At 63.6% G+C, this 23,430-nt stretch carries 24 protein-coding genes and 1 pseudogene; 9 read left to right on the forward strand and 16 right to left on the reverse strand.

Features of this window, described 5'->3' with window-relative positions:
• Positions 1-38: 38 nt before the first annotated feature.
• Genes IVB46_RS11390 through IVB46_RS11400 form a run of 3 tightly spaced genes read right to left on the reverse strand, consistent with a single transcriptional unit; the run spans position 39 to position 3,701 of the window.
• On the reverse strand, positions 39-233 hold the full coding sequence (locus tag IVB46_RS11390; RefSeq protein WP_063983163.1) for a hypothetical protein: 195 nt from the start codon (positions 231-233) through the stop codon (positions 39-41).
• Complete coding sequence (locus IVB46_RS11395) at positions 230-1,393, reverse strand: PepSY-associated TM helix domain-containing protein (protein WP_247305440.1); 1,164 nt, start codon at positions 1,391-1,393, stop codon at positions 230-232. Before IVB46_RS11395 ends, IVB46_RS11390 begins: the two co-directional genes overlap by 4 nt.
• A gap of 4 nt (positions 1,394-1,397) precedes the next feature.
• Positions 1,398-3,701 (reverse strand): TonB-dependent siderophore receptor, encoded by a 2,304-nt coding sequence (locus IVB46_RS11400; protein WP_247305444.1) that lies wholly within the window; start codon positions 3,699-3,701, stop codon positions 1,398-1,400.
• A gap of 439 nt (positions 3,702-4,140) precedes the next feature.
• On the opposite strand from IVB46_RS11400, the pseudogene IVB46_RS11405 reads away from it, so the two are divergent.
• Positions 4,141-4,645 (forward strand): annotated as a pseudogene (locus IVB46_RS11405) (DNA gyrase C-terminal beta-propeller domain-containing protein); the annotation flags it as partial.
• 103 nt (positions 4,646-4,748) lie between these two features.
• Here the strand turns inward: IVB46_RS11405 and IVB46_RS11410 are convergent.
• The 3 genes from IVB46_RS11410 to IVB46_RS11420 all read right to left on the reverse strand — a co-directional run bounded on the left by IVB46_RS11410 (position 4,749) and on the right by IVB46_RS11420 (position 8,050).
• Entirely contained in the window at positions 4,749-5,654 is a 906-nt protein-coding gene (locus IVB46_RS11410) for a hypothetical protein (protein WP_247305447.1), read from the reverse strand.
• A gap of 92 nt (positions 5,655-5,746) precedes the next feature.
• Complete coding sequence (locus IVB46_RS11415) at positions 5,747-7,600, reverse strand: KUP/HAK/KT family potassium transporter (protein WP_247305449.1); 1,854 nt, start codon at positions 7,598-7,600, stop codon at positions 5,747-5,749.
• Positions 7,601-7,792: 192 nt separating this feature from the next.
• Positions 7,793-8,050, reverse strand: coding sequence for a hypothetical protein (locus IVB46_RS11420; protein ID WP_212483639.1), 258 nt, complete (start codon positions 8,048-8,050; stop codon positions 7,793-7,795).
• 249 nt (positions 8,051-8,299) lie between these two features.
• On the opposite strand from IVB46_RS11420, the gene coaD reads away from it, so the two are divergent.
• The 5 genes from coaD to queA all read left to right on the forward strand — a co-directional run bounded on the left by coaD (position 8,300) and on the right by queA (position 11,490).
• Complete coding sequence (coaD, locus tag IVB46_RS11425) at positions 8,300-8,797, forward strand: pantetheine-phosphate adenylyltransferase (RefSeq protein ID WP_014495113.1); 498 nt, start codon at positions 8,300-8,302, stop codon at positions 8,795-8,797.
• A 37-nt stretch (positions 8,798-8,834) separates the two neighbouring features.
• Positions 8,835-9,410 (forward strand): peptidylprolyl isomerase, encoded by a 576-nt coding sequence (locus IVB46_RS11430; protein ID WP_247305461.1) that lies wholly within the window; start codon positions 8,835-8,837, stop codon positions 9,408-9,410.
• A 9-nt stretch (positions 9,411-9,419) separates the two neighbouring features.
• Entirely contained in the window at positions 9,420-9,830 is a 411-nt protein-coding gene (locus IVB46_RS11435; RefSeq protein WP_063983169.1) for a hypothetical protein, read from the forward strand.
• Positions 9,827-10,291, forward strand: a complete 465-nt coding sequence (locus IVB46_RS11440) for a peptidylprolyl isomerase (RefSeq protein ID WP_071913717.1) — start codon at positions 9,827-9,829, stop codon at positions 10,289-10,291. The genes IVB46_RS11435 and IVB46_RS11440 overlap by 4 nt, the downstream gene beginning before the upstream one ends.
• A 125-nt stretch (positions 10,292-10,416) precedes the next feature.
• The gene (gene queA / locus IVB46_RS11445; RefSeq protein WP_247305463.1) at positions 10,417-11,490 is read left to right on the forward strand and encodes a tRNA preQ1(34) S-adenosylmethionine ribosyltransferase-isomerase QueA; all 1,074 of its coding nucleotides are present in this window, start codon (positions 10,417-10,419) and stop codon (positions 11,488-11,490) included.
• A 96-nt stretch (positions 11,491-11,586) separates the two neighbouring features.
• On the opposite strand, the gene IVB46_RS11450 is transcribed toward queA, so the two are convergent.
• The 4 genes from IVB46_RS11450 to IVB46_RS11465 all read right to left on the reverse strand — a co-directional run bounded on the left by IVB46_RS11450 (position 11,587) and on the right by IVB46_RS11465 (position 15,733).
• Positions 11,587-12,624 carry an aspartate-semialdehyde dehydrogenase gene (locus IVB46_RS11450; RefSeq protein ID WP_247305473.1) on the reverse strand — a complete coding sequence of 346 codons (1,038 nt, stop codon included), beginning with the start codon at positions 12,622-12,624 and terminating at the stop codon, positions 11,587-11,589.
• A gap of 218 nt (positions 12,625-12,842) precedes the next feature.
• Positions 12,843-13,445 (reverse strand): PepSY domain-containing protein, encoded by a 603-nt coding sequence (locus tag IVB46_RS11455; protein WP_247305475.1) that lies wholly within the window; start codon positions 13,443-13,445, stop codon positions 12,843-12,845.
• Between the two features lie 251 nt (positions 13,446-13,696).
• Positions 13,697-14,443 carry a TetR/AcrR family transcriptional regulator gene (locus tag IVB46_RS11460; RefSeq protein WP_247305493.1) on the reverse strand — a complete coding sequence of 249 codons (747 nt, stop codon included), beginning with the start codon at positions 14,441-14,443 and terminating at the stop codon, positions 13,697-13,699.
• 135 nt (positions 14,444-14,578) lie between these two features.
• A complete protein-coding gene (locus IVB46_RS11465) occupies positions 14,579-15,733 on the reverse strand; it encodes a patatin-like phospholipase family protein (protein ID WP_247305496.1) in 1,155 nt (384 codons plus the stop codon).
• A gap of 243 nt (positions 15,734-15,976) precedes the next feature.
• On the opposite strand from IVB46_RS11465, the gene tgt reads away from it, so the two are divergent.
• Positions 15,977-17,125, forward strand: a complete 1,149-nt coding sequence (gene tgt, locus IVB46_RS11470) for a tRNA guanosine(34) transglycosylase Tgt (protein ID WP_038932997.1) — start codon at positions 15,977-15,979, stop codon at positions 17,123-17,125.
• On the opposite strand, the gene IVB46_RS11475 is transcribed toward tgt, so the two are convergent.
• Positions 17,126-17,344, reverse strand: a complete 219-nt coding sequence (locus IVB46_RS11475) for a hypothetical protein (RefSeq protein WP_028152106.1) — start codon at positions 17,342-17,344, stop codon at positions 17,126-17,128.
• 223 nt (positions 17,345-17,567) lie between these two features.
• Between IVB46_RS11475 and cysK the strand changes: the two genes are divergently transcribed.
• The gene (gene cysK, locus IVB46_RS11480; protein ID WP_085404706.1) at positions 17,568-18,545 is read left to right on the forward strand and encodes a cysteine synthase A; all 978 of its coding nucleotides are present in this window, start codon (positions 17,568-17,570) and stop codon (positions 18,543-18,545) included.
• Between the two features lie 3 nt (positions 18,546-18,548).
• Positions 18,549-18,788 (forward strand): BrnA antitoxin family protein, encoded by a 240-nt coding sequence (locus IVB46_RS11485; protein ID WP_247305499.1) that lies wholly within the window; start codon positions 18,549-18,551, stop codon positions 18,786-18,788.
• Between the two features lie 43 nt (positions 18,789-18,831).
• On the opposite strand, the gene IVB46_RS11490 is transcribed toward IVB46_RS11485, so the two are convergent.
• The 5 genes from IVB46_RS11490 to solA all read right to left on the reverse strand — a co-directional run bounded on the left by IVB46_RS11490 (position 18,832) and on the right by solA (position 23,335).
• Positions 18,832-19,584, reverse strand: a complete 753-nt coding sequence (locus tag IVB46_RS11490; protein WP_247305502.1) for an amino acid ABC transporter ATP-binding protein — start codon at positions 19,582-19,584, stop codon at positions 18,832-18,834.
• Between the two features lie 11 nt (positions 19,585-19,595).
• Positions 19,596-20,438 carry an ABC transporter permease subunit gene (locus IVB46_RS11495; RefSeq protein ID WP_247305505.1) on the reverse strand — a complete coding sequence of 281 codons (843 nt, stop codon included), beginning with the start codon at positions 20,436-20,438 and terminating at the stop codon, positions 19,596-19,598.
• Complete coding sequence (locus IVB46_RS11500; RefSeq protein ID WP_247305510.1) at positions 20,435-21,178, reverse strand: amino acid ABC transporter permease; 744 nt, start codon at positions 21,176-21,178, stop codon at positions 20,435-20,437. The genes IVB46_RS11495 and IVB46_RS11500 overlap by 4 nt, the downstream gene beginning before the upstream one ends.
• 98 nt (positions 21,179-21,276) lie before the next feature.
• On the reverse strand, positions 21,277-22,089 hold the full coding sequence (locus tag IVB46_RS11505) for a transporter substrate-binding domain-containing protein (protein WP_028152112.1): 813 nt from the start codon (positions 22,087-22,089) through the stop codon (positions 21,277-21,279).
• Between the two features lie 76 nt (positions 22,090-22,165).
• Positions 22,166-23,335 (reverse strand): N-methyl-L-tryptophan oxidase, encoded by a 1,170-nt coding sequence (solA, locus tag IVB46_RS11510; RefSeq protein WP_247305513.1) that lies wholly within the window; start codon positions 23,333-23,335, stop codon positions 22,166-22,168.
• Between the last annotated feature and the right edge of the window lie 95 nt (positions 23,336-23,430).

The raw sequence follows: 23,430 nt of genomic DNA on the forward strand, positions 1-23,430 counted from the left end.
GGATAGGTCCGGCACGGCACAACGCGCCGGTGTCCGGCCTATGATCCTGGAAGATGCGGCCGGCGCGATGCCTTCCAGCCGAGCACGGCCAGCGGAATTGCCAGTGCTGCCCAGGACAGCGCGTCCCAGCCATCGTCGCCGAACAGCGCCGACGCCAGCCCGACAAGGATGAGCCCCGCGAGCAGGAGCGGCCAGCGAAAGATCTCGTCCATGGTGTGGCGCTCGCGCTTCATGGACGGATCCCGGATGTCGCTACGACAGGCGGCCCGTCCTGCGCGCGCGTGGTGGCGCGAGGCGATTTGCGCTTGCCGAGCCAGAGATAGACGCCGCTGGCAAGCACGACGATGGCGGCAAGATCGAACAGCGCCCAGATGATCTTCAGCGGTAGGCTGCCGTAGTCCCCGAAATGAAGCGGGCGCGATACCTGCAACGCCCTGAGATACCACGGCAAGCCACGCGCGGTGACGAGCTGCCCGGTTTCGGCGTCGAGCATCGCGGGCGTGAACAGGCGCGAGGTGATCGGCGTCGTGCCCTTGGTCCAGACGATGAAGTGCCGTGGTGTCCCGAACCGTGCGACCGTCGGAAAGATGATGCTGGCCGGCGTATTGCCGTCGAGCGCGCGACGTGCTGCGGCCATGACGTCGTCGACGTCGGCCCATTTCGCAAGCGGCGGCTTACCCAAGTGCGGCGCGATCAGCTCCGGCATCACCTCCGCGCGCCAGGCGGAGAACAGCGGCAACGATATCGTGTTGATGACACCGGTGACGCCGACGGCAAGCAGCCATATGAGAGTCACTCCGCCGATCAGATTGTGCAGGTCGAGCCATTTGACCCGCGACGCGCCGATACGACGCACCGTGCCGAAGTTGAGCCGGCGCATGAAGGGCGCGTAGAGCATGATGCCGGAAACGATCGCGATGACAAACAGCAGGCCCATGACGCCGAGAAACAGTTCACCCGGCAACCCCAAGAACATGTCGCGGTGGAATATGCGGATGGCGCTCATCAGGCCGCCCTGCTGCGTGTCTTCGCCGATCAGTTCCGCGGTCCTGGAATCGAATGACAGCTTCAGGAAACGTTGGCCGGGGGGAGCTTCGGGCGTAGCCGAGAGGAATACGTTGACGACGTTGGCGCGATCGTCGTCCCAGCCGAGCACCTGGAGGTAGCGCTGCGGATAGCGCGCCTTGGCGGCGTCGACCAGCCGGCTTAGCGGAGCCTGCGGAGTATCCGCCGGGAGCTCCCGGGCCGAGGCTTCCGACTTGAAGAGCTCGTCGATCTCGTCATGAAAGATCAGTGGGAGCCCGGTGATGCAAAGCATCAGGAGGAATAGCGTGCAGACTAGGCTGGTCCATTTGTGGACCAGCGACCACCATTTGACTGACTGTGCTGTCATCCTCTCACCACCGGTAGGTCAGCGTCGCCAGCACCGTGCGCCCCAGCGCCCAGCGGCAGCCGCCGGCCGTGCATAACGAGACATAGGTCTTGTCGAACACGTTGTTGACGTTCACCGCCGCACTGAGGCCCTTCCACTGCTGATACCGCATCCCGAAATCATAGGACAGCACCGCATCGAACACCGTGCTGGCCGGCACCGTGGCGGCGGGCAGGAAGACGCCCGGCACGATGGTCGGAACCGTCAGATTGTTGGCGTTGGTCGTGTACATGTCGTGGACGTAGCGGACGCCGCCGCCGAAGCCGAAGCCGGTGGCGGGACCGCCCTGCACCAGATAGTTGGCCCAGAGCGAGGCGGTGTGCATCGGGACGTTGGCGAGCCGCTTGCCGAAATTCACGTCCTGGGGCGAGCTGATCCGGTTGTCGAGATAGGAGTACTGCCCGCGCAGGCTCAGGCCGGGCAGGGGGCTGCCGACGACGGATCCTTCGAACCCGCGCGAGCTGACCTCGCCAACCTGCGCCGTGGTGTTGGCGGGAATGCCGGGGCCGCTGATGACCGTTGCCACGTTCTGCTGCTTGAGATCGTAGACCGCGGCAGTGAACATCAGATTGGTCCCGACCGGCTGATACTTCACGCCGCCTTCATACTGCTCGCCGGTGGTCGGCTTGAACGGCTGGCCGTTCAGCAGCGTGCCGACCGAGGTCGGCTGGAACGAGGTCGAGTAGCTGACATAGGGCGCAATGCCGTTGTCGAAATTGTAGATCGCGCCAATGCGGCCGGTTGGCTTCTGGTCGTCGTTCAGGACGCGAACGCCGGTGTTCTGCGCCAGGGTATTACCCTCGGCCCAGTCGTAGCGGACTCCGCCGAGCACGGTGAGCCGGCCGAGCCTGGCCTCGTCCTGGACGTAGAGGCCGCGCTGCGACAGGTGCTGGTCGAGGTTCTGGAAGAGCGCCGTGGGGACGGCGATGTTCTGCGTGTAATTCGGCGCCAGGATGTCGAGCGTGTTGGTGGCCGCGAAGCGGGCGAGATTGTTGAAGTCGAACCGCTGGTAGTCGACCCCTGCGAGGACCGTATGCTGCAACGGTCCCATGTTGAACTTGGCCTGGAGCTGGTTGTCGGCAGCGAATGTGTCGAGGTTCTCGTTGGTCGAGAAGTAGCTCCGGTTGATCGTGCGGCCGTCGACCAGCCGGAGCGTGCCGCCCGCGCCCGTCGTCGTGAACCCGCCGGGCTGCACCTCGACATAGCTGAGCTCATTGTGCAGGTAGCGTACGTTCTGGCGCACCGTGAAGACGTCGTCGAAACGATGCTCGAACTCGTAGCCGGCGGTTGCCTGCTTGTATTTGAGAGTCTCGTAGTTGAGATCGCCGGCAAAGAAATTGCGCGGGATCTGCCCGAACGTCCCCGGCACCAGCGTGCCCTGGATCGGCAAGAGCGCGAAGGCACCACCCTTCGGGTCCTGCCGGTAGCTCGTCAGGAAGGTGATGGTGGTGTCGATACTCGGACGCCACGTCCAGGCCGGCGCGATCGAAAATCTTTGCTCGCCGATATTGTCGACCTGGGTGTCGGCGTTGAGGCCGATACCGGTGACGCGGTAGAGCAGCGTCTTGTCCTTGTCGACGGGGCCGCCGACATCGAAGGCGCCCTGGATCCGATTGAACGAGCCGGTTTGCAGGGAGACTTCTCCGAACGGATTTTCAGTCGGGCGCTTGCTGACGAGGTTGAGGATGCCGCCGGGCGAGGCGGCGCCGTAGAGAATTGATGCCGGCCCGGTGATCACCTCGGCGCGCTCGAGCAAATAGGGATCGACCCGCGGCGCACCGAACGGTCCGCCCTGGAGCCGCAGCCCGTCCAGATATGTTTCGAGGCTGAAGCCGCGCGCGCTGACGTTCTGAAAGCGGAAATCGGTATCGTTGCTGAAATAGATTCCTGGCGCGTAGCGCAAGAGGTCGCGGACGCTCTGGGCGCGCCGCACGTCCATTTCTTCCCGGGTGATGACGGCAATGGACGCCGGCGTCGACATGATCGGTGAATCCGTCTTGGTCGCACCAGAGGCGCGCGTTGCGACGAACCCGTTGGTGCCGGCGTTGACGCGCGCTGCTGTTCCCACCAGCGCTTGGGGCTCCGGCTGTACTGTCGAACGGTTGGCCTGTTGAGCGGACCGCTGGCTCGCACTGCGCCGCGCCGATGCGTTGCGCCGGCCCTGGACCGGACGTTGCGCGCGCTGAACGGGTGCGTCGACCGTCACCGGCGGCAACGCGGATGCACCGGACTGGCCGGCGGTCTGCGCGTTCACCGGCGTGACGGCCATCAGCAAGCAGCCAAGCGCGAGTGCGCTGGCTGTGCTCTTGAAAGTGTTCCTTAAAAAATAGTCCGCACGACCACGCAGGCCGTGTCCATCGCATTCCATGTCAGCGCCCCATCCGGCGATCGCCGCGCCGGCGGGATGATCCTTCTGACCTCACGCGACTTCGCACCCTCGCGCGTGTTAGATCGCGACATTGCGAGCGTCGAGTTGATCAAGCTTTGAATCTCTCGAAATGTCGTAATTGGAAGCGTTCTTAGAACGTATCGAATAGCTGGGCTAACCGATCGACAAAACATTGGAATTCGTTGCTCCGTATGTCGCATGACGGAGCCAGACAAGATTCGAGTGCGCTCGAATGTCGCACATTCTCGGATAAGCGGGCGTGCCGGGCTCTACCTGTCGGCGACCAGCTCCAACCGAAACGGGCTGGTGAAAAGTCGGCCTTCGCCATGTCGAGACCTCTTCGGACGAACGCTCGGCCTATCTGAAGATGCGCCGCGCCGTCGCCGGCGAGGCCGCGACCGAGGAGCCCGCAGTGGATGCCGAGGCCGAGGAGACCTCCGGCAGCTTCCAGCTCCCGCAGGAGCTATGTCGAGATGTCGGCGGCCGAGCAGGTCGTGCTCACTGTCTCCGTCAACGGCTACGGCAAGCGGACCTCGTCCTACGAGTACCGCACCACCGGCCGCGGCGGCAAAGGCATCGTCGCCATGAGCGTCAACAACCGCAACGGCAATCTGGTGGCCTCCTTCCCCGTGGAAGACGCCGACCAGATCATGCCGGTCACCGACAAGGGCCAGCTCATCCGCTGCCCGGTCGAAGGCATCCGCGTCGCCGGCCGCTCGACCCAGGGCGTGATCGTGTTCGACACCGCCGAGGACGAGCACGTCGTCTCGGTCGAGCACATCACGGAAGAGGCCGAGAGCGGGAACGGGGAGAGCGGGGCGTAGGTCTGTCCGTCGCTCGAATGGAGCGAAGCGAAAGCCGGCGATGCGCTCTGTCAAGCGCCTAGAATTCCGGATTGCGCTTCGCCGAGAACCTTGTCCGTTCGATTTATGCGGGTAGCCTCCTGCCATAGTGGAATTCTCCAAGCCACATCAGGAAGAATGCCGCCATGTAGGCCAGCGTCTTCAGGGTATAGATAATCCAGATGTAGGCATGCGGAATTTTGTGTGCGTAGAATACATCAAGCGCGTACATTGCAAACGAGAACAAGAGCGCGCACATCGCGCCGATGACACACCAGTCGATCAACCGTTGAATGCCGTCTTGAGACTGCTGCAAGCTCTTCCAAGACAGATAGCCAACAACAAGGACCGCTCCAATTCCATAGAGAAAGAGCGGAGTGTTGCGTAGCCACGAACTGTAGTTGGGCTGTCCTTGCGGGAGCATCATGCTGAACCAGACATTCTCTGGATTATAGTGCAGTACAAGACGGATCACAAAGAAGACGATGATGAGAAGGAGGAGCACGTCCCAAGCTCCGCCGCCAAATCGTTCTCGGTAGTAAAAGCCGAGATAGGCGTAATAGACTGACATCGTCAGCGAAGTTGTGAACACGCCAAGCAGAAGTAACTGCATCAGTTTCTGTGACGCTTCAGGTGAGCTGAATGCATCTGGAAATAGATAGGCTGTCAAAAAGGCGATAAACATTGCCGTATCGCCGGCGGCGAGAAAGATGTTCGCTCGGCAGAAGTATTTTGCGAATTTGCGTCGGTCTGGAGCGAGCTGGCCTTCGGTTAGCAACATCGCCACGTTGAACGACCAGATGGTGCCCAGATAGAAGATGTAGAACAAGATCACCCACAACGAAACGCCAATGCCCCCTTTAGCGGCGCGTTGGGCGGGGTCCAAGCTCTTTACAGCATCGGTAAGCAATAGGTCTGAAAGCGTACCTGCTTCGACCGTTGTCGCTGCGAATATGAGCGCGATGACCGTCAATAGAATGCGAGCAAACATCTGGCTCCCCCGAAAAAGATAACCGAGGGATGGTAGCAACCAAAGCGTGCATTGGGAATGCGAAATCTTACGTTGAGATAGAGGTCCCGGCCCTAAATCTCCAGCTCGGTCCCGAACTCCACCACCTGCCTGGTCGGCACGCCGAAGAACGCGGCGGAGCGTTCGGCGTTGCGCTGGAGGAAGGCGAACAGGCCTTCGCGCCAGACCCACATGCCCGGGATGTCCTCGCTCGGGATGATGGTCTCGCGGCCGACATAGTAGGTGATGTCGGAGAGGTCGATGCCGGGCAGCTTGCCCTGGCGGCAGGCGAGCGTCAGGCCGGCATAGATCGTCGGATTCTGCATGAAGCCGTAGTGCAGGACCACGCGGGTGATACCGGGGATGATCTCGATCACCTCGGCGCGGTCTTCATCGGTGATGTGCGGGGATTCCTCGATCAGCACGGTGACGAGGACGATGCGCTCATGCAGCACGTGGTTGTGCTTGACGAATTGGGTCAGCGCCAGCGGCACGCCGCGCGGTGCGGAGGCCAGGAAGACGGCGGTCCCGGGCAGTCTGGCGCGGCACTTGTTGACCGCGGTCTCGATCAGGTCCTCCTCGGGTTGGCGCAGCTTCGCGCGCGCCGCCTCGACCAGCTTCACGCCGCTGCGCCAGGTCAGCATCATGAAGGCGACGAGGGCCGCGAGCAGCAGCGGAAACCAGCCGCCCTCGAACAGCTTGATCGAATTGGCGGAGAAGAAGATCACGTCGATCACGAAGAAGAAGCCGTTGACGGCGACCACGATCCACGGCGAATAGCCCCACTGGATCGCGACCAGGGCCGCGAGCAGCGTGGTGATCGCCATCAGCAGCGACACCGCGATGCCGTAGGCGCCGGCGAGCGCTTCCGAGGTGCCGAAGCTCAGGACCGCGCCGAGCGTTGCGGCAGCGAGCAGCCAGTTCACCAGCGGCACGTAGATCTGGCCCATCGCATGGCTCGTGGTGTGGCGGATCTGCATGCGCGGCAGGAAGCCGAGCTGGATCGATTGCTGGGTCAGCGAGAACACGCCGGAGATGATCGCCTGCGAGGCGATCACGGTCGCGAGCGCCGAGAAGGCGACCAGCGGATAGTGCAGGGCGTCCGGGCAGAGCTGAAAGAAGGGGTTCTCGATCATCGCGGGATCGGTGATCAGCAGCGCGGCCTGCCCAAAATAGTTCAGCACCAACGCGGGCAGGCAGATCGCGAACCAGGCGAGCCGGATCGGGAAGCGGCCGAAATGCCCCATGTCGGCGTACATGGCTTCGCCGCCGGTCACCGCCAGGAAGGCGGCGCCGAGGATAGCGAAGGAGATGTGGAAGTCCTGGTGGATCAGGAAGTTGAAGGCATAGAGCGGGCTCAGTGCCGCGAGCACCGCCGGGGCCTTGACGATGCCGTGGACGCCGAGCGCGGCCAGCACGAAGAACCAGGCCAGCATCACCGGCCCGAAGATGCGGCCGATGAAGCCCGTGCCCTGCTTCTGGATCATGAACAGCCCGATCAGGATGGCGACGGTGATGGGCACCACCACAGGCGCGAGCGAGGGTGCGTCGACCTTGAGACCCTCGATGGCTGAGAGCACCGAGATCGCCGGGGTGATCGCGCCGTCGCCATAGAGTAGGGCGGCGCCGACGAGGCCGACCACCAGGAGATGCGCGCGCCAGGTGCCGGACTGGGCGTGGCGGGCGTGGAGCAGCGCCAGCAGCGCGACGATGCCGCCTTCGCCGCGATTGTCCGCGCGCAGGATCAGAAGCGCATATTTCAGCGAGATGATCAGCAGCAGGGCCCAGAGGATCAGCGAGGCAACGCCCAGGACAGCTTCGGGAGTCACCGTTGCGCCATGGGCAGCTGCCTTGGCGGCTTCCTTCAGGGCGTAGAGGGGGCTGGTGCCGATATCGCCATAGACAACCCCGAGGGCGCCCATGGTCATGGCAATCGGCAGAGGGTCAGGGTGATGGCCGGAAACGACTGCGGGCGTACTGGACAAGGTCGACCCCCCGATGGGATCGCGCCCGCCGGGCCATTCCGACGGGCGCGAGTATCAGACAGTCTGCGACGAGACGTCGCAAATATCCATGGGATTTATCTCGGGGTTTATATGACGCGAAGCTGACAGGTTCGACTACGGGGTCCGGTCGGCGGTCACGAGACGCGCCTCGCGGATATTGGCCTTGGTGCCGGCCTGACGCAGGCAGGACGCCTCGAAGTTCGGCCAGGCCTGCTGCGAGCAGTCCCTACCGACGGTGCGGATATCGAGGCGGTCGCTCTTGGCGAGCGGCTGCGGGACGCTTGCTTCAACGGACGGAGCGAAACCGGGAAGGACGGTGAGAGCGGCGGCAACAAACGCGGCAATAGCGACGGCCGAGATGGTCTTGATCATTGACGGTCCCCTGTGATGCGGCCGCTACGCCCAGTTGTGCGGCCCGTCATTCGTTGGGTGGATTAGTAACCATGGCCAGTTTCCGGACGTCTTCGCGGACGCCCGAAATGGTTTCGTTCGCACTTCGTTTTGTTTCATGGCCGTCCCGAGGACGAAACAATTCGGGGGATTCCGACTCGGCGCCGCCGAAAAACCGGCAGGGAACCCGTCTGGCTTGCCGGGCCGGGCCGGGCGCGGTAGGACGGGGACATGCCGCGTATCGCCTTCTATCCGGGTTCCTTTGACCCCATCACCAACGGCCATCTGGACGTGGTCCGGAACAGTGTCCCCCTGTGCGATCGGCTCGTGGTCGCGATCGGGGTCCATCCCGGCAAGAAGCCGCTGTTCTCAACCGAGGAGCGGCTCAAGATGCTCCATGACGTCTGCGGGCCGGTTGCGGCCCAGGTCGGCTGCACGCTCGATGCGGTGACCTACGACGATCTTGCGGTCACCGCGGCACGCAGGCACGGCGCAACTGTCATGATTCGGGGTCTGCGCGATGGCACCGACCTCGACTACGAGATGCAGCTCGCCGGGATGAACGGCGCCATGGCGCCCGACGTCCAAACCGTGTTCCTGCCGGCCTCTCCGGCCGTCCGCCCAATTACCGGCACGTTGGTGCGTCAAATCGCGGCCATGGGCGGAGATATCTCGACCTTCGTGCCGCCGCTCGTCGCCAACCTGCTCAAGGCCAAATTCGCCGGATAACGGCGCAATTCGTCATCCTACCTGATCCGGAGTTCTCATGATCCGTCGTCTCGCAATTCTTGCCACGATCTTTGCCGCGCTCTTCAGTGCGCTCCCGGCGGTGGCGCAGCAGCTGCCGGCGAACCTCGACAAGGCCAACGCCATCGTCATCGACACCACCAAGGGCCGCATCGTCATCAAGCTGCGGACCGACATTGCGCCCCAGCATGCCGAGCGCATCAAGCAGCTCGCGCGCGAGGGCTATTACAACAACGTGCCCTTCCATCGCGTCATGGACGGCTTCATGGCCCAGACCGGCGACGGCGAGAAATTCAACGGCACCGGTGGCTCGAAATATCCGAACCTGAAGCAGGAATTCTCCAAGGTTCATTTCGCCCGCGGCATCGTCGGGATGGCGCGGCGCGGCGACAGCGTCGACAGCGCCAACTCGCAGTTCTTCATCATGTTCGCGGACGGCGGCAGCCTCGATAACCAGTACACCGTGATCGGCGAGGTCGTGCAGGGCATGGACGTCGTCGACAAGCTGAAGAAGGCACCGCCCGGTTCGGCCGGCGGTGCCGTCACCGATCCCGACAAGATGGTGAAGGTCCAGGTCGCTTCCGACATCAAATAGGATGGGGCCATGGCGCGCTATGGCAATAGGCTTCTTCTGGCTGCCGCGCTGCTGCTTTCAGGCGTTTCCGGCGCGGCCGCCGGGGACGCCGAGGTCAACACCATCCAGGACATCTTCCAGCACTTGCGGACCTGCTGGAAGCCGCCGCCGCCCAGCAAGGCTCGCCCTATCGACATCACCGTCGTCGTGAGCTTTAACCGGGCCGGAAACATTCTGGGCCATCCGAGGATTACCTATGAATCCGCGGAGGCCTCCGACAATGACCGGCTGCAATACCGGGTCGCGGTGATGGAGGCGCTGCAACGCTGCACGCCGATGCCATTTACCGATGCAATGGCCGGCGCCGCCGCGGGACGTCCATTTGCGATCCAGTTCCGTAACCGGAAGACTTCACCCCCAACGCAAGAGAGACGAGCATGAGCGTCACCGAAAACACCCTGATCCTCGAGACCACGCAGGGCCCCGTCACCATCGAGATGCGGCCCGATCTCGCGCCCGGCCACGTTGCGCGCATCAAGGAACTGGTCCGCGAGGGCTTTTACGACGGCATCGTGTTCCACCGCGTGATCGAGGGCTTCATGGCGCAGACCGGCTGCCCGCAGGGCACCGGCACCGGCGGCTCCGGCAAGAAGCTGAAGGCGGAATTCAACAAGGAACCGCATGTGCGCGGCACCACCTCGATGGCCCGCGCCGCCAGCCCCGATTCCGGCGACAGCCAGTTCTTCATCGTCTTCGACGACGCCCGCTTCCTCGACAACCAGTACACGGTGTGGGGCAAGGTCACCGAGGGCATGGAGAACGTCGACAAGATCAAGCGCGGCGAGCCCGTCCAGAACCCCGACAAGATCGTCAAGGCGCGGATGGCCGCGGACGCGGAGTGACCGCTCAACCCTCATCCTGAGGAGCGCGGAACGCGCGTCTCGAAGGATGAAGGCCCTTCATGGTTCGAGACGGCGCTACGCGCCTCCTCACCATGAGGGTCTGACTGCGTGGCGCTGAGCCCGACATGCGCACTGATCTGTTCGATTTCGATCTGCCCGCCGAGCGCATCGCGTTGCGCCCGGCGAGCCCGCGCGACTCCGCGAAGATGCTGGTCGTGGAAGGCGGCGCGCTGCGCGACCAGATCATCACCGACCTGACGCAATGGCTGAAGGCGGGCGACCAGCTCGTCGTCAACGACACCAAGGTGATCGCGGCGCAGCTCAAGGGCCGCCGCATCGGCCGCGAGACCGAGCCCAAGATCGAAGCGACGCTGATCAAGCGCCTCGACGGCTCGCGCTGGCAGGCGCTGGTGAAGCCGGCAAAAAAGCTCGTGGCAGGCGACCGCATCCGCTTCGGCAACGAGGGCAAGGTTTGCCTGCTCGGCCATCTCGACGCCGAGGTCGAGGCCAAGGGCACCGATGGTGAAGTGACACTGTCATTCTCGTTTCACGGCCCGGCGCTGGATCAGGCGATCGAAGATCTCGGCAGCCCGCCGCTGCCGCCCTATATCGCCTCGAAGCGCACGCCCGACGATCAGGACCTCGCGGACTACCAGACCATGTTCGCTGCGAACGAAGGCGCCGTCGCGGCTCCCACCGCGGGCCTGCATTTCACCCCGGCGCTGGAGCAGGCGCTGCGCGACCGCGGCGTCGGCATCAACCGCGTCACGCTGCACGTCGGTGCCGGAACGTTTCTGCCGGTGAAGGTGGACGACACCGAAGGCCACAAGATGCATGCTGAGTGGGGCACGATCTCGGCCGAGACGGCGGAGCGGCTCAACACCGCACGGCAGAACGGCGGCCGCATCATCGCCGTCGGCACGACGTCACTGCGGCTGCTCGAAAGCGCGGCCGGCGAGGACGGCACCATCCAGCCGTTCGCGGCCGAGACGTCGATCTTCATCACCCCCGGATATCGCTTCCGTGCCGTCGATATCCTGCTGACCAATTTCCATTTGCCGAAGTCGACGCTGTTCATGCTGGTGTCGGCGTTCTCCGGGCTCGAGGCGATGCAGCAGGCGTATGCGCACGCGATCGCGAAAGGGTACCGGTTCTATTCGTACGGGGATGCGTGCTTGTTGTTTTGCGCGGAGCCGTAGGGTGGGCAAAGGCGCGTAGCGCCGTGCCCACCATCTATCCGCATATTTCAGGTCGATTGGTGGGCACGCTTCGCTTTGCCCACCCTACGACACCGGCTACGCCATCACGCGCTGCGGCAACAACTCCGCGATCTGCACCGCGTTCAGCGCGGCGCCCTTGAGCAGCTGGTCGGCCGCCACGAACATCGAGATCGAATGCCCTGAGGGATCGCTGAGATCCTTGCGGATGCGGCCGACCAGGACGTCGTCCTGGCCCGAAGCGTCGATCGGCATCGGGAAGTAGTTCTTCACGCGGTCGTCGACGAGCTTCACGCCGGGCGCCTGCGCCATGATGGCACGGACCTGGTCCTCGCTGATCGGCTTCTCGCATTCGAAGGTGATGGCCTCGCAATGGGCGCGCAGCACCGGCACGCGGACGCAGGTGACGCCGATCGCGATCTTCTCGTCCTCGAAGATCTTGCGGGTTTCCTTGATGACCTTGGTCTCTTCGTCGTTGTAGCCGGTTTCAGGGTCGACGGCCGTGTTGTGATTGAAAAGATTGAAGGCGTAGGGGTGCGGCATGACCTTGGGCGTATAGACCTGCCCGTTGAGATTGGCGCGAGTGGACTCGACGAGCTCGTCCATCGCGGCGGCGCCGGCGCCGGAGGCCGCCTGGTAGGTCGAGATGATGACGCGCTTGATGCGGTTCGTCTGGTGGATCGGCCAGAGCGGCACCAGCGCGGTGATGGCGGCGCAGTTCGGGTTGGCGATGATGCCCTTGTGGTCGCGGATCCGGTTGGCGTTGATCTCGGGGATCACCAGCGGCACGTTGGGGTCCATCCGGAAGGCCGACGAGTTGTCGACCACGACGGCGCCGGCCTTGACAGCGATTGGCGCGAACTTCTTGGAGATGCTGCCGCCGGCCGAGAACAGCGCGATGTCGACGCCCTCGAAGGCGCGCTCGGTCAATTCCTCGATGACGACGTCCTGCCCGCGGAACGACACCGTCTTGCCGGCCGAGCGGGCGCTTGCGAGCGCCTTGAGCTTGCCGACGCGAAAGCCGCGCTTGTCCATGGTGGCGATGAATTCGGCGCCCACCGCACCGGTGACGCCGACAATCGCGACGACGGGATCGTTACTCACATTCTCCTCCATTGCATTGAGCTGAAGACAACAAAAAAGCCCCGGACCAGAGGTCGGAGCTTCGGTAGAGTGGATTGCGTTTAAGTCGACGACCTACGCGCGCACGCCTCCCCGGGCCCCGAAGGCCGTGGTGGTTTTAGTCGTGCGTTTGGTGGTCGTGAACATGGCGGCGACTTATGCGGGAGAGTTTCGCGCCCGTCAATGGCTTTTCGGCGGGATTGTGGCCGCCGCTATTTCGCCCGGACGCCCGGCGGCTCCAGGATGACCTCCTTGAGGTTGTCGCCGCTGATGACGACGATCGCGAAATTCAGCCGGCCGCGTTCGCGCACCAGTCCGCCGCTGATCGCCTTGCCCGAGGCGGCACGTTCGGCGACGTGCACGGCATCCGCAAGGCGGTGCTTGATGGCACCGAGCGCTGCGAGGTTGCTGCGGTCGTCGAGATCGAGTTCGGCGAGGGGGAGGGCGGCTTCCCCGCCGACGAGCTCGCCGGTGGCGGCATTGATGGTGTGGCGCCAGATGCGGTCGTTGTGCAGGGTCTTCACCCGGTAGACCGGCACGCCGGAGGCTCCGTCGAAACTCACATCCGCCGTCGTGGCACCGGCATGACGGGCTTCCGCAATCGCCATGGCCTGGCCGATCGAGATCGACGAGCTGCGGAATCGTTCGATTTCGCGGCTGACCGCTTGGCGGTCTGCTTCAGCATCACCATCTGTGTCGCCGTGAAGCGCGGTTGGCGTGCCCGTGGTGACGATCGCTCGCGCCGGCGCGGCAAGGAGCAGCGCGGGCAAGGCGATCGCAAGTAATCGCGCGGTCAATCGTTTGGCTGTCGTCATGCTCGAAACCCTCGGCCAGCGAGTGTGCCGGATGATCGTAAAGAATTCGCGGCCGACCTTGGGCATCGGCCGGCCGCGGAGCGTCGCAGCGGGCTGGACCCGGCACGGCGATCTTCGGCGGTACGGACCCCTTTGGGGCTGGTGAAAAAGCGGTCCGTATCGCTTATAACGAAACCATACCGTATCGTTTTGTTTTGGTCAACGACGCGGGCGTAACCTCGAAGGGGAAACGTCGCGACCTCACGGAATTGTCAGCGGGACGGGCGCCGCCGCTGTGTGCCCTTTGCGGGGCTCTGGATGCGGTCTGCTGGTCCCAGCGCACCGGCCAGGAACAGCTTGATCGCCGCGCGCATGCGCTTCTCGGCGGCCTTCAATTCCAGCGCCGTGCCGAACGTCGCCAGGCGGTGGGTGTGACCGACGACGACGTCGAGGAACACCTCTGCCGCGATCGTGGTGTCGTCGACGTCGAGTGCGCCCTGCGCCACCAGACGGTCGAAGAAGCGGGCCGTGGTGGCGACGGCCTTCAGCCAGCCTTCCTCCTTGCCGAGCTTGGCGATGTCGGGGAAGTTGATGGCCTGCGACGTCATCATGCGGCTGAATGCGACGGCATCGGGCCCGCAGGTGAAGGTCAGCATCTCGCGCCCGATCTCGACCAGCCGCTGCTCGACCGAAATGTCCGAGGCGCTGGAGAGCTGCGTCTCGGCGGCTGCCGATAGTGGCGCAAGCCAGCGCGCGATTTCGCGCCTCAGCACGGCGGCAAACAGGCCGCGCTTGTCCCCGTAACGGGAATAGACGGTGGGTTTGCTGACCCGGGCCGCTTCCGCGACCGCGTCGAGCGAGGTCGCGTCGAAGCCGCGATCCAGGAACAGGCGGGTGGCGACCTCGATCAGCCGCTGATCGCGCTCGATCGCAGCGGTTTTCGTCGGACGGCCGCCGCGTGATTTCGGTACCTCGCGCCGTGGCGCCGCCGGTTTTGTCCTGGTCGCAGTCAATCCCATGCCCAATGATTCCTGCGCGCTTCTAATCGTCGTCATTTGCTCTATATCGCGCAGGAGCGGGGGCGTCATCGCGAATCTGGCCGAATTGGCCATATCGTCAACGGTTTCGGCGCGGTCTCGTTCCGTCACGAGAGATCACGGCAGCTTCGAAGTCCAGGCCTGGCCGGAGGCGGCCTTCTCATATCCGTACTGATACAGCGCCCGCATATAGGCGGTGTCGAACCCTTCCGAAGGCGGCGCGGGATAATCGCGTGCGATGTAGGAGAGGTGGAAGCCGAGATTGTTGCGCTTGGCGAAATCATAGGTCGAGAAGATGATCGAGCGCGTCTGCGACTGGGTGATCGACGACAGGCTGCGCGAGGCGACGTCGATGGTGCTGTTGGACACGAGCTCGAAATTGCGTTCGATCTTCTTGTTGACGAGGATGTAGATGTTCATCCGCGCGTTGCCGGGCAGGCGGTCCTGGGAGAGCAGGGCTTCCGGCAGCGTCAGCACCGGCGCCGTCACGCCGCCGTCGACATGCATCTCCTGAAATCTGCGGCCCTCGCCTTCGGCGTCGATCATGATCGGCGGAAACACCAGGGGAATGCTGGCGGAAGCCGCCATCACGTCGCGAAACAGTTTTAGCGCCTCGGGTGTTCCGACCGCTGCGATCTTGCCCATGTCCCAGATGGCGGTCCGCTGGGTGTCGAGATCGGTGGTCACCACCAGCAGCTTTCGGCCCTTGGCATTTTCACGCGCAACCTGTGCCATGATCTCCGGCCCGACATAGCGGGCGACGAGCTCGCGCAGCCGCGTGTTGCCGAACAGGCCGGATCCGAACAGCACACGCATGATGCTGGGATCGCTTAGGAGGCTCTCCGCGATGCCGCTGGTGTAGAGCTCCCTGAGCGTGTCGTCATACTGCGAGCCGAGATACGCAAACGGTGCGATCAGACCGCCGGTGCTCACGCCCGAGACGACCGAGAAGGTCGGCCGGGTGCGCGCCGTGGTCCAGCCGTTGAGCACGCCGACGCCGTAGGCGCCATCGGCGCCGCCGCCGGAGAGCGCCAGATAGGACTTCGTGGCGGTGCTGGTGTCCTTCTCGAAGCTGAATTTCGTGACGGGCTCGTCGGCGTAGCGGCGCAAGCCGTCGATATCGAGCACGCGCGACGTGCTGGCCTCGGCGGCCGTATAGGGCGTGCGGGGCAGGGAGGTGCAGGCGCCGAGTGCCAGGCTGCACGCCAGAACCAGGAATCCGGTCAGGCGGGCGCCTGTCTGTCTGATCCAGCCGCGCGAGGGGCCGGACATTTCGGTCGAACATGAAGCGGAGGGCATTGTCGGTGGCTGGCGATCACGCAAATACTGCCGCCGGCAAAATTCACCGCGGCATCTCGTCCAGCCCCGCGCAAAAACTACACTGTATCGTTTTGTTTGACAAGCGCGCCGGGCGATCAAGTCGGCGTCAAATGTGTCCCGCTCTGAGCCACAAGCCGGCTCCGGCGTGGTCCGAGCGGGTTGATCAGTCTCTTCCGACACGCAATAAGCACGACCATGAATCTTCCCGATACCGGTCTACCCAATCATTTCGAACTGCTCGCCACCGATGGCGCCGCGCGCACCGGGCGCCTGACCACGCCGCATGGCGTGGTGCGGACGCCGGCCTTCATGCCGGTCGGAACCGCCGGCGCCATGAAGGGCATGCACTGGCGCGAGGTGCGCGAGGCCGGCGCCGACATCGTGCTCGGCAACACCTATCATCTGATGCTGCGTCCCGGCGCCGAGCGGATCTCGGCGCTCGGCGGCCTGCAGCGGTTCACCGGCTGGAACGGGCCGATGCTGACGGATTCCGGCGGCTTCCAGGTGATGTCGCTGTCGGACCTGCGCAAGGTCACCGAGAACGCCGTCACATTCCGTTCGCATATCGACGGCGCCAAGGTCGAGCTGTCACCGGAGCGCTCGATCGAGGTGCAGCGCTTCCTAGGCTCCGACATTGCCATGCAGATGGACGAATGCGTGCGGCTGCCGGCCGAGCGGGACGACATCGAACGGGCGATGCGGCTGTCGCTGCGCTGGGCCGAGCGAAGCAAGCGCGCATTCGAAAGTGCGCCCGACGGTTACATGCTGTTCGGCATCGTACAGGGCGGCGACGTACCGCAGCTTCGTCACGCCAGCGCCGAAGGCCTCGTCGCAATCGGCTTCCACGGCTATGCGATCGGCGGACTTGCCGTCGGCGAGCCGCAGGCGGTGATGCTGGCGATGATCGACGAGACCGCACCGATGCTGCCGAGAGAGCGGCCGCGCTATTTGATGGGCGTCGGCACGCCCGATGACATCCTCGAAGCGGTCAAGCGCGGCATCGACATGTTCGATTGCGTGATGCCGACGCGCAATGGCCGTCATGGCGTTGCCTTCACGCGCTTCGGCCAGGTCAATTTGCGCAACGCGCGCCACGCCGACGATCCGCGGCCGCTCGACGAAGAGAGTTCCTGGCCGTCGGCGCGCAACTACGCGCGCGCCTACCTGCATCATCTCGTCAAGGCGGGCGAGACGCTGGGCGCCATGCTGCTCTCCGAGATCAATATCGCCTATTACCAGTTCCTGATGCAGGGCATCAGGGACGCGATCGCACACGGGACATTCGACGAGTTCTACCAGCGTACGCGCCAGGACTGGGCGAGGGGCGACATCGCCCCGCGCTAGTCAGTTGCAGACGATCCGCTGCTTGACGGCGTGCTTGGTCACGAAGCCGTAGCCGCAATTGTCGCAGGTCCAGAGATAGCTGATCATGTGGTCAGAGATGTAGGCGGATGCTTCGGCGGCGACCATCGAGTCGGCGCAAACGGCGCAGGTCGGCAACTCGCTGCAACGCGGGGCGCGGTGATGTGCGACGGTCGACAACACTTCAGCGACTGCTGACATCGTGGTGACCTCTCTGCTTTGAGACCTAAGTCTAACATAGACCGAATCAGTTGACGAGGTCGCAACACAAATGCGTTGGTTTTCTGATAATTACAGCTCACGCGATTTTGCGATGCAGCGTATTTAACATGTGCCGCATTGTCGCTTGCGTGTCGTCCCAAGCTGTCCGTTACTGCATAAGAGACGCTGCAGAAACAGAAATTGTCGTCACAGGGAGTTCATCATGGACGCATCGTCCAACACGGGTGCAGCGCACCAGCCCGGCCGCGGCCGGATCTACTCTTCGATCGTCGAGGCTTTTGGCGACACGCCGATCGTGCGCTTGCAGCGGCTGCCGGGCATGCACGGCGTCAACGCGACGATTTTGGCAAAACTTGAATATTTCAATCCCGCTGCGAGCGTGAAGGATCGCATCGGCGCGGCCATGATCATCGCGATGGAGAAGGCCGGCATCGTCAAACCTGACACCGTGCTGATCGAGCCGACGTCGGGTAACACCGGCATCGCGCTCGCCTTTGTCGCGGCCTCGCGCGGTTACCGGCTCAAGCTGGTGATGCCGGAATCGATGTCGATCGAGCGGCGCAAGATGCTGGCCTTTCTCGGCGCCGAGCTGGTGCTGACGCCGGCGGCACAGGGCATGAAGGGCGCGATCGCGACCGCCGAGGAGCTCCTGAAGACGACGCCGAATTCGGTCATGCCGCAGCAGTTCAAGAACCTCGCCAATCCCGAGGTGCACCGTCGCACCACCGCCGAGGAGATCTGGAACGACACCGGCGGCAACGTCGATTTCTTCGTCGCCGGCGTCGGTACCGGCGGCACCATCACCGGCGTCGGCCAGGTGCTCAAGCCACGCAAGCCGTCCTTGCGGGTCGTGGCGGTCGAGCCGGAGGAAAGCCCGGTGCTCTCAGGCGGCCAGCACACGCCGCACAAGATCCAGGGCATCGGCGCCGGCTTCGTGCCCGACATCCTCGACCGCTCGGTGATTGACGAGATCGTGAAGATCAACTCGACGACCGCGATCGAGACCACCCGGGCGCTGGCGCGGCATGAGGGCATTCCCGGCGGCATCTCCTCGGGCGCGGCGATCGCAGCTGCGCTCCAGATCGGCAAGCGGCCGGAAGCTGCGGGAAAAACCATTCTGGCTATAGTGCCGTCCTTCTCCGAGCGGTATCTTTCGACGGCTCTGTTTGAGGGAATCTAGGACATGACGGATCAACCGAGGCGGCCGCGCACGCTTGGCGATGCGCGGTCGGAGGCCGAGGCGGCGTTCAAGAAGGTGACCGCCAAGGTCGCCGTGGCGCAACCGAAGCCGAACGTGGCGCCGGGAATCAAGGAGCAGGTCACGCTGCGCATCGACCAGGACGTGCTGGAGTTCTTCCAGCAGGGCGGTCCGGGCTGGCAGGACCGCATCAACGAGGCGCTGCGCAAGGCGGCGGGGAAGTAGCGCCTCCTGCCCAGGGGCGCCGAAGGGCGGCGCGCCGGCGAACTCAGAGGACCTGCGACAGAAACCGCTGCGTTCGCTCGTCCTTGGCCGCCGTAAACAAGGCTTCCGGCGGCCCGTGCTCGACGATCACACCGCGGTCGGTGAAGTAGACGTGATCGGCGACCTCACGCGCGAAGTTCATTTCATGGGTGACGAGGAGGCATGTCATGCCATCCTCGGCAAGCTCCCGGATGGTGACCAGGACCTCCTTGACCGTTTCCGGATCGAGGGCGGCGGTAACTTCGTCGAACAGCATGATGTCCGGTCGCATCGCCAGCGAGCGGGCGATGGCCACGCGCTGCTGCTGTCCGCCGGAGAGCTCGCCGGGATAGGTATCCTCCTTCCCCGCGAGCCGAACCTTGGCAAGCAGCGCCCGGGCGCGCGCTTCGACCTCGGCACGTTTCTGGCCGAGAACATGGATCGGCGCCATCATCACGTTCTGGAGCGCCGTCCTGTGCGGGAAGAGATTGTATTGCTGAAACACCATCCCGACCTTGCGGCGAAGCGCCAGCTTGTCGAGCCTGGGATCGGACACCTCGATGCCTTCGATCTGAATGCTGCCGGACGTGATCGGCTGCAGCGCATTGATGCAGCGGATCAGCGTGGATTTTCCTGATCCGGACGGGCCGATGATACAGATCACCTCGCTCTTGTTGACCGACAGGCTGATGCCTTTCAGAACCTCGAGAGCTCCGAACGACTTTCTGACGTCGACGCATTGGACGATGGGCTGATCCGGAGTCCAGCTCGTGGCCATGCTCTGCTCCCTCAGCGTATGCGGAACCGACGCTCGAGACGAGCGGTCCAGAGGTTGATCGGATAACAGTAGAGAAAGAAACACAGCAGCGCGAAACCGTAGAGCGGCGCGAACAGCTCCGGCCTGCCGCCTTCGGCGGCATGCACCTGCGCCGTCAGGGTGAGCATTTCCGAAACACCGACGATCGATGCCAGCACCGTCGACATCGCGACCAGCGCATAGACGTTCATCCAGGGCGGCAGCATGCGCTTGATGCATTGTGGCAGCATGATCAGCCACATCGTCTGGCGCCGTGTGAACGAGAGCGATTCCGCCGCCTCCCATTGCGTCGACGGAATGGAGCGGACGGCGCCGCGCACGACCTCGGCGACATTCGCCATGACCGGCAATGCGAAGCCCACCGTCGCCTTGATCCAGTCCGGTAAGGGGATGGTTGTCTTGAAGAGGGTGACCTGGAAGGGCACCAGAAACATGACGAAGAACAGCAGCACCAGCCAGGGCGCGTTGCGGAAGAATTGAGTCAGGAGCCAGCTGACGGCGGCGAGCGGTCGAAACTCCGACAACAACCCCAGACCCAGGCCAAGCCCGGCGATGGTCCCCAGCAGCATGGCCAGCAGGGAGATCAGGACGTTGAAGGCGAACCCGCGCAGCAGCAGCGGCGACCACTTCACGATGACTTGCAGCGGGGACAGCACCGCCGGTCCGGTCTGCGCCCACGCGGTGGACGCGGCCATGATGGCGCAGAAACAGAGGATCGCGGCGGCCAGCGGGCCGATCCGAACGGATATCCGGGCCGGCGCGGGACGATACGGCAGAAGAACGGCAAGCCTGTGCTCGGGCTGGGCGTCTTTCATCGGGCATATCCCGGGATGCGCATCGCCCGCTCCCAGCGATGCATCAGCCAGACGAGGACGCCGACAAGGATGCCGTAGGTCGCCAGCAATACGACCATCATTTCGAAGACGTTCTGCGATTCCGACCAGATCTGCTTGACCGCATAGAGCGTCTCGGGAACGGCGATCGCGTAGGCGAGGGTGGTCGTCTTGAGCAGGTTGACGAGGTTGTTGTTCAGTGCGGGAAGGCAGACGCGAATGGCCAGCGGAAGGACGATATGGATGTAAGCCTTGAGGCGCGTGTATCCGAGCGCCTCCGCGGCTTCCAGCGTCGTCCTCGGCACAGCTTCGATGCCGGAGCGGAAGATTTCGACGTTGAAGGCGCCCGCGAACAGCGACAGCGAAATGATGGCCCATTGGACGTTGCTCAGCAGCGGAACGCGCATGCCCGCCGCCTCGACGGCTGGGAGCATGGTGCCGAGGCCGAAATAGAAAAAGAAGATCTGGACCAGCGGCGGCGTGTTGCGGAACACCACCACGAAAGCATTGACGGGCAACCGCAACAGCATCGACGGACTGCCCTGCAGCAAGGCGCCCACCGCGCCGATGATCAGGCTCAGCAGGATGGTCGTGACACTCAGAAGCAACGTCATCTTGAGCCCGCCGAAATAGCGGTCACAATCGTAGGCATCGTAGAATACGGAGAAATTCAGCCCCGTCGTTTCGTAGAGCCGTTGAAACCAGTCGCCGATTTCGTGCATTTTGCGCGACACCAAACTGTTGAGGCGATGCCTCGTATCAGTGCATTGGCTCGACCTGTTCGGAGCGCAAGACGGATCTGGCGCTCCGCTCTGCGCGTCTATTTGTCCTTGTATTGCTCGTGCATGAGCAGCGAATACTCGGTCGGCGTAATGCCCCACTTCTTTTCCGCTGCCACGATGAAGCCGGTCTTCATCCAGTCCTTTGTCGTATCTTCAAGCAGCTTCTGAAGGCTGGCATTGTCGAGCGCGACAGCGATCATCCATGGCGATGGCAAAATACCTTTCAGGGGCAAGTCGTAGTCCGCCTTCCACTCGTCCTCGAGCAGCTTGCCTTGCAGGAAGGTCTGATCGTAGACATAGCCGATGCAGTTGCCCTGCTTCATGGCGAACAGAGGCTTCTCCGAGCCGTCAAACGCAACGATTTCGGGGCCGTAGGATTTGGCAACGTCCTTGTTGTACCAGGCCCCCGACGTTGCACAGACGGGTTTTCCCTTGAGCTCGGCCCAGTCCTTGATGCCGGACTTCTTGTTGAGAAGGATGTTCACATAGTCCGAATAGTACAGCGGCTCGATGGCTTGAACCACGCGACGGCGTTCCGGCCTGTCCGACATGGTCGCGATCAGCAGGTCGACCTTTCCCTGCTGAAGAAATTCGATCCTGTTGGAGGCCGCGACCGGAACGAGTTCGAGTTTGACGCCGAGGCGTTTGGCAATGTCTGCGGCGAGATCCGGCTCGATGCCGACCACGTTTCCCGTGGGATCGCGGAAGCCGAAGGGCTTGTAGTCAGCCTTGACGCCGACATTCAACGTGCCGCGCTGCTTGATGGCATCGACGCCATCTGCGGCTTGGGCACTGCCAAGCATCAGCAGCGCCGCGATGCCTGTCATCATGGAACGGACAATGTCTCTCATCGGATGACGCCTCCAGGATTGTGATCACGACGCGCGTTGAGCGCGCTTGTTCAAGATACAAGGCTCGTGCCAAACGTCACGAAAAACGGGAGATGGAGAATGGGCTGAGGTCGATCGCGCTTCGACCGTCGGTCACCATCCCGGCGACGACGTTGCCGATACCTGCCGAGTGCTTGAAGCCGTGGCCCGAGCACGCCGAGACGACACAAATCCGGTCCTGGTCGGGATGGCGGTCGATGATGAAGCCCCGATCGGGCGTCACCGTGTAGATGCAGGCGGCCGCCTGCGCGACGCGCGGCGTGGCGCCGGCGAGCCGCCCCGCGACGTGCTTCCGGTACATTTCAGCCGATTCCGCGGGATCGACGGTGCGGTCGATGGCGTCGGCCGTCGTGTTGGTCTCGTACTGCTCGGTCGCGACCTTGAGACGACGATCGCCAGGCAGCGGCGGGAAGCCGTAGAGGTAGTCGACATCGGTCGCGCCGTGCATCCAGATGAACACAGGGGCGTCGGCGCGATACGCGCTGGTATCCTCGAGCTCGTACCAATGCAGCACCTGCCGCTTCACCGTGAGCACGCGATCAAACGGCGCGCCGAGCAGGTGGGAATTCCAGCCGCCTGCCGACACCACCACCTGGTCCGCCTCGAATGTGCCCGAGGACGTTTCCACCCGAACAGCGGAGCCGCGCTGCGCGATCGAGAGAACCTCGACTCCCGTGCGTATCGTTGCGCCGAGCTGCTCCGCGCGCGTCAGCTGCGCCTTGATGCAGCGCTCCGGAAAAACGTACCCTCCGCCGGGTTCGTAATAGGCCTTCTCGTTGCCCTGGAGATTCAGGAACTGCGGGAAGCGATGAGCCACCTCTCGCCCGTCGATCACTTCATGCGCGATGCCGAAGTCACGCGCGGCCCCAATCGAGCGCGCGACGAAATCCGGTTTGCCGTGGTGCGACGTCTCGCCGACACCGGGCGCCATGACGACGAGGCCGCATGGGTTCAGCAGCTCGGCAGACGTCTCGGCTTCGAGCTCACGCCAGATCCGGTGGGTATCCAGCACCAGGGGCACGTAATCGCGGCCTTCGCCGACCGCCTGCCGGGTGATGCGGGTTTCGCCGTGGCTGGATCCCATCGTGTGGGGCGGGGCAAAGCGATCGAGGCCAACCGCCTTTACCCCTCGCTTGGCCAGTTGATAGAGGGCCGCGCTGCCCATGGCACCGAGGCCGATCACCAGAATATCCGCTTGCTCGCTCATGGATCGGGACTGCTTAATTGTTAGGACGATCCGAAGTCTGCTTTCGGATGCGGCTCTCCTACAAGGATAATTCATATAATGAAGGCAATTTGCAT

The sequence above is a fragment of the Bradyrhizobium sp. 61 genome (assembly GCF_023073075.1).
Classification (GTDB): Bacteria; Pseudomonadota; Alphaproteobacteria; order Rhizobiales; family Xanthobacteraceae; genus Bradyrhizobium; species Bradyrhizobium barranii.

Bases quoted from the DNA above. Each gene is read 5' to 3' on its own strand.
- IVB46_RS11390 (WP_063983163.1), bottom strand. From the start codon at position 233: ATGAAGCGCGAGCGCCACACCATGGACGAGATCTTTCGCTGGCCGCTC.
- IVB46_RS11395 (WP_247305440.1), bottom strand. From the start codon at position 1,393: ATGACAGCACAGTCAGTCAAATGGTGGTCGCTGGTCCACAAATGGACC.
- IVB46_RS11400 (WP_247305444.1), bottom strand. From the start codon at position 3,701: ATGGCCGTCACGCCGGTGAACGCGCAGACCGCCGGCCAGTCCGGTGCA.
- IVB46_RS11410 (WP_247305447.1), bottom strand. From the start codon at position 5,654: ATGTTTGCTCGCATTCTATTGACGGTCATCGCGCTCATATTCGCAGCG.
- IVB46_RS11415 (WP_247305449.1), bottom strand. From the start codon at position 7,600: ATGACCATGGGCGCCCTCGGGGTTGTCTATGGCGATATCGGCACCAGC.
- IVB46_RS11420 (WP_212483639.1), bottom strand. From the start codon at position 8,050: ATGATCAAGACCATCTCGGCCGTCGCTATTGCCGCGTTTGTTGCCGCC.
- coaD (WP_014495113.1), top strand. From the start codon at position 8,300: ATGCCGCGTATCGCCTTCTATCCGGGTTCCTTTGACCCCATCACCAAC.
- IVB46_RS11430 (WP_247305461.1), top strand. From the start codon at position 8,835: ATGATCCGTCGTCTCGCAATTCTTGCCACGATCTTTGCCGCGCTCTTC.
- IVB46_RS11435 (WP_063983169.1), top strand. From the start codon at position 9,420: ATGGCGCGCTATGGCAATAGGCTTCTTCTGGCTGCCGCGCTGCTGCTT.
- IVB46_RS11440 (WP_071913717.1), top strand. From the start codon at position 9,827: ATGAGCGTCACCGAAAACACCCTGATCCTCGAGACCACGCAGGGCCCC.
- queA (WP_247305463.1), top strand. From the start codon at position 10,417: ATGCGCACTGATCTGTTCGATTTCGATCTGCCCGCCGAGCGCATCGCG.
- IVB46_RS11450 (WP_247305473.1), bottom strand. From the start codon at position 12,624: ATGGAGGAGAATGTGAGTAACGATCCCGTCGTCGCGATTGTCGGCGTC.
- IVB46_RS11455 (WP_247305475.1), bottom strand. From the start codon at position 13,445: ATGACGACAGCCAAACGATTGACCGCGCGATTACTTGCGATCGCCTTG.
- IVB46_RS11460 (WP_247305493.1), bottom strand. From the start codon at position 14,443: ATGGGATTGACTGCGACCAGGACAAAACCGGCGGCGCCACGGCGCGAG.
- IVB46_RS11465 (WP_247305496.1), bottom strand. From the start codon at position 15,733: ATGTCCGGCCCCTCGCGCGGCTGGATCAGACAGACAGGCGCCCGCCTG.
- tgt (WP_038932997.1), top strand. From the start codon at position 15,977: ATGAATCTTCCCGATACCGGTCTACCCAATCATTTCGAACTGCTCGCC.
- IVB46_RS11475 (WP_028152106.1), bottom strand. From the start codon at position 17,344: ATGTCAGCAGTCGCTGAAGTGTTGTCGACCGTCGCACATCACCGCGCC.
- cysK (WP_085404706.1), top strand. From the start codon at position 17,568: ATGGACGCATCGTCCAACACGGGTGCAGCGCACCAGCCCGGCCGCGGC.
- IVB46_RS11485 (WP_247305499.1), top strand. From the start codon at position 18,549: ATGACGGATCAACCGAGGCGGCCGCGCACGCTTGGCGATGCGCGGTCG.
- IVB46_RS11490 (WP_247305502.1), bottom strand. From the start codon at position 19,584: ATGGCCACGAGCTGGACTCCGGATCAGCCCATCGTCCAATGCGTCGAC.
- IVB46_RS11495 (WP_247305505.1), bottom strand. From the start codon at position 20,438: ATGAAAGACGCCCAGCCCGAGCACAGGCTTGCCGTTCTTCTGCCGTAT.
- IVB46_RS11500 (WP_247305510.1), bottom strand. From the start codon at position 21,178: ATGCACGAAATCGGCGACTGGTTTCAACGGCTCTACGAAACGACGGGG.
- IVB46_RS11505 (WP_028152112.1), bottom strand. From the start codon at position 22,089: ATGAGAGACATTGTCCGTTCCATGATGACAGGCATCGCGGCGCTGCTG.
- solA (WP_247305513.1), bottom strand. From the start codon at position 23,335: ATGAGCGAGCAAGCGGATATTCTGGTGATCGGCCTCGGTGCCATGGGC.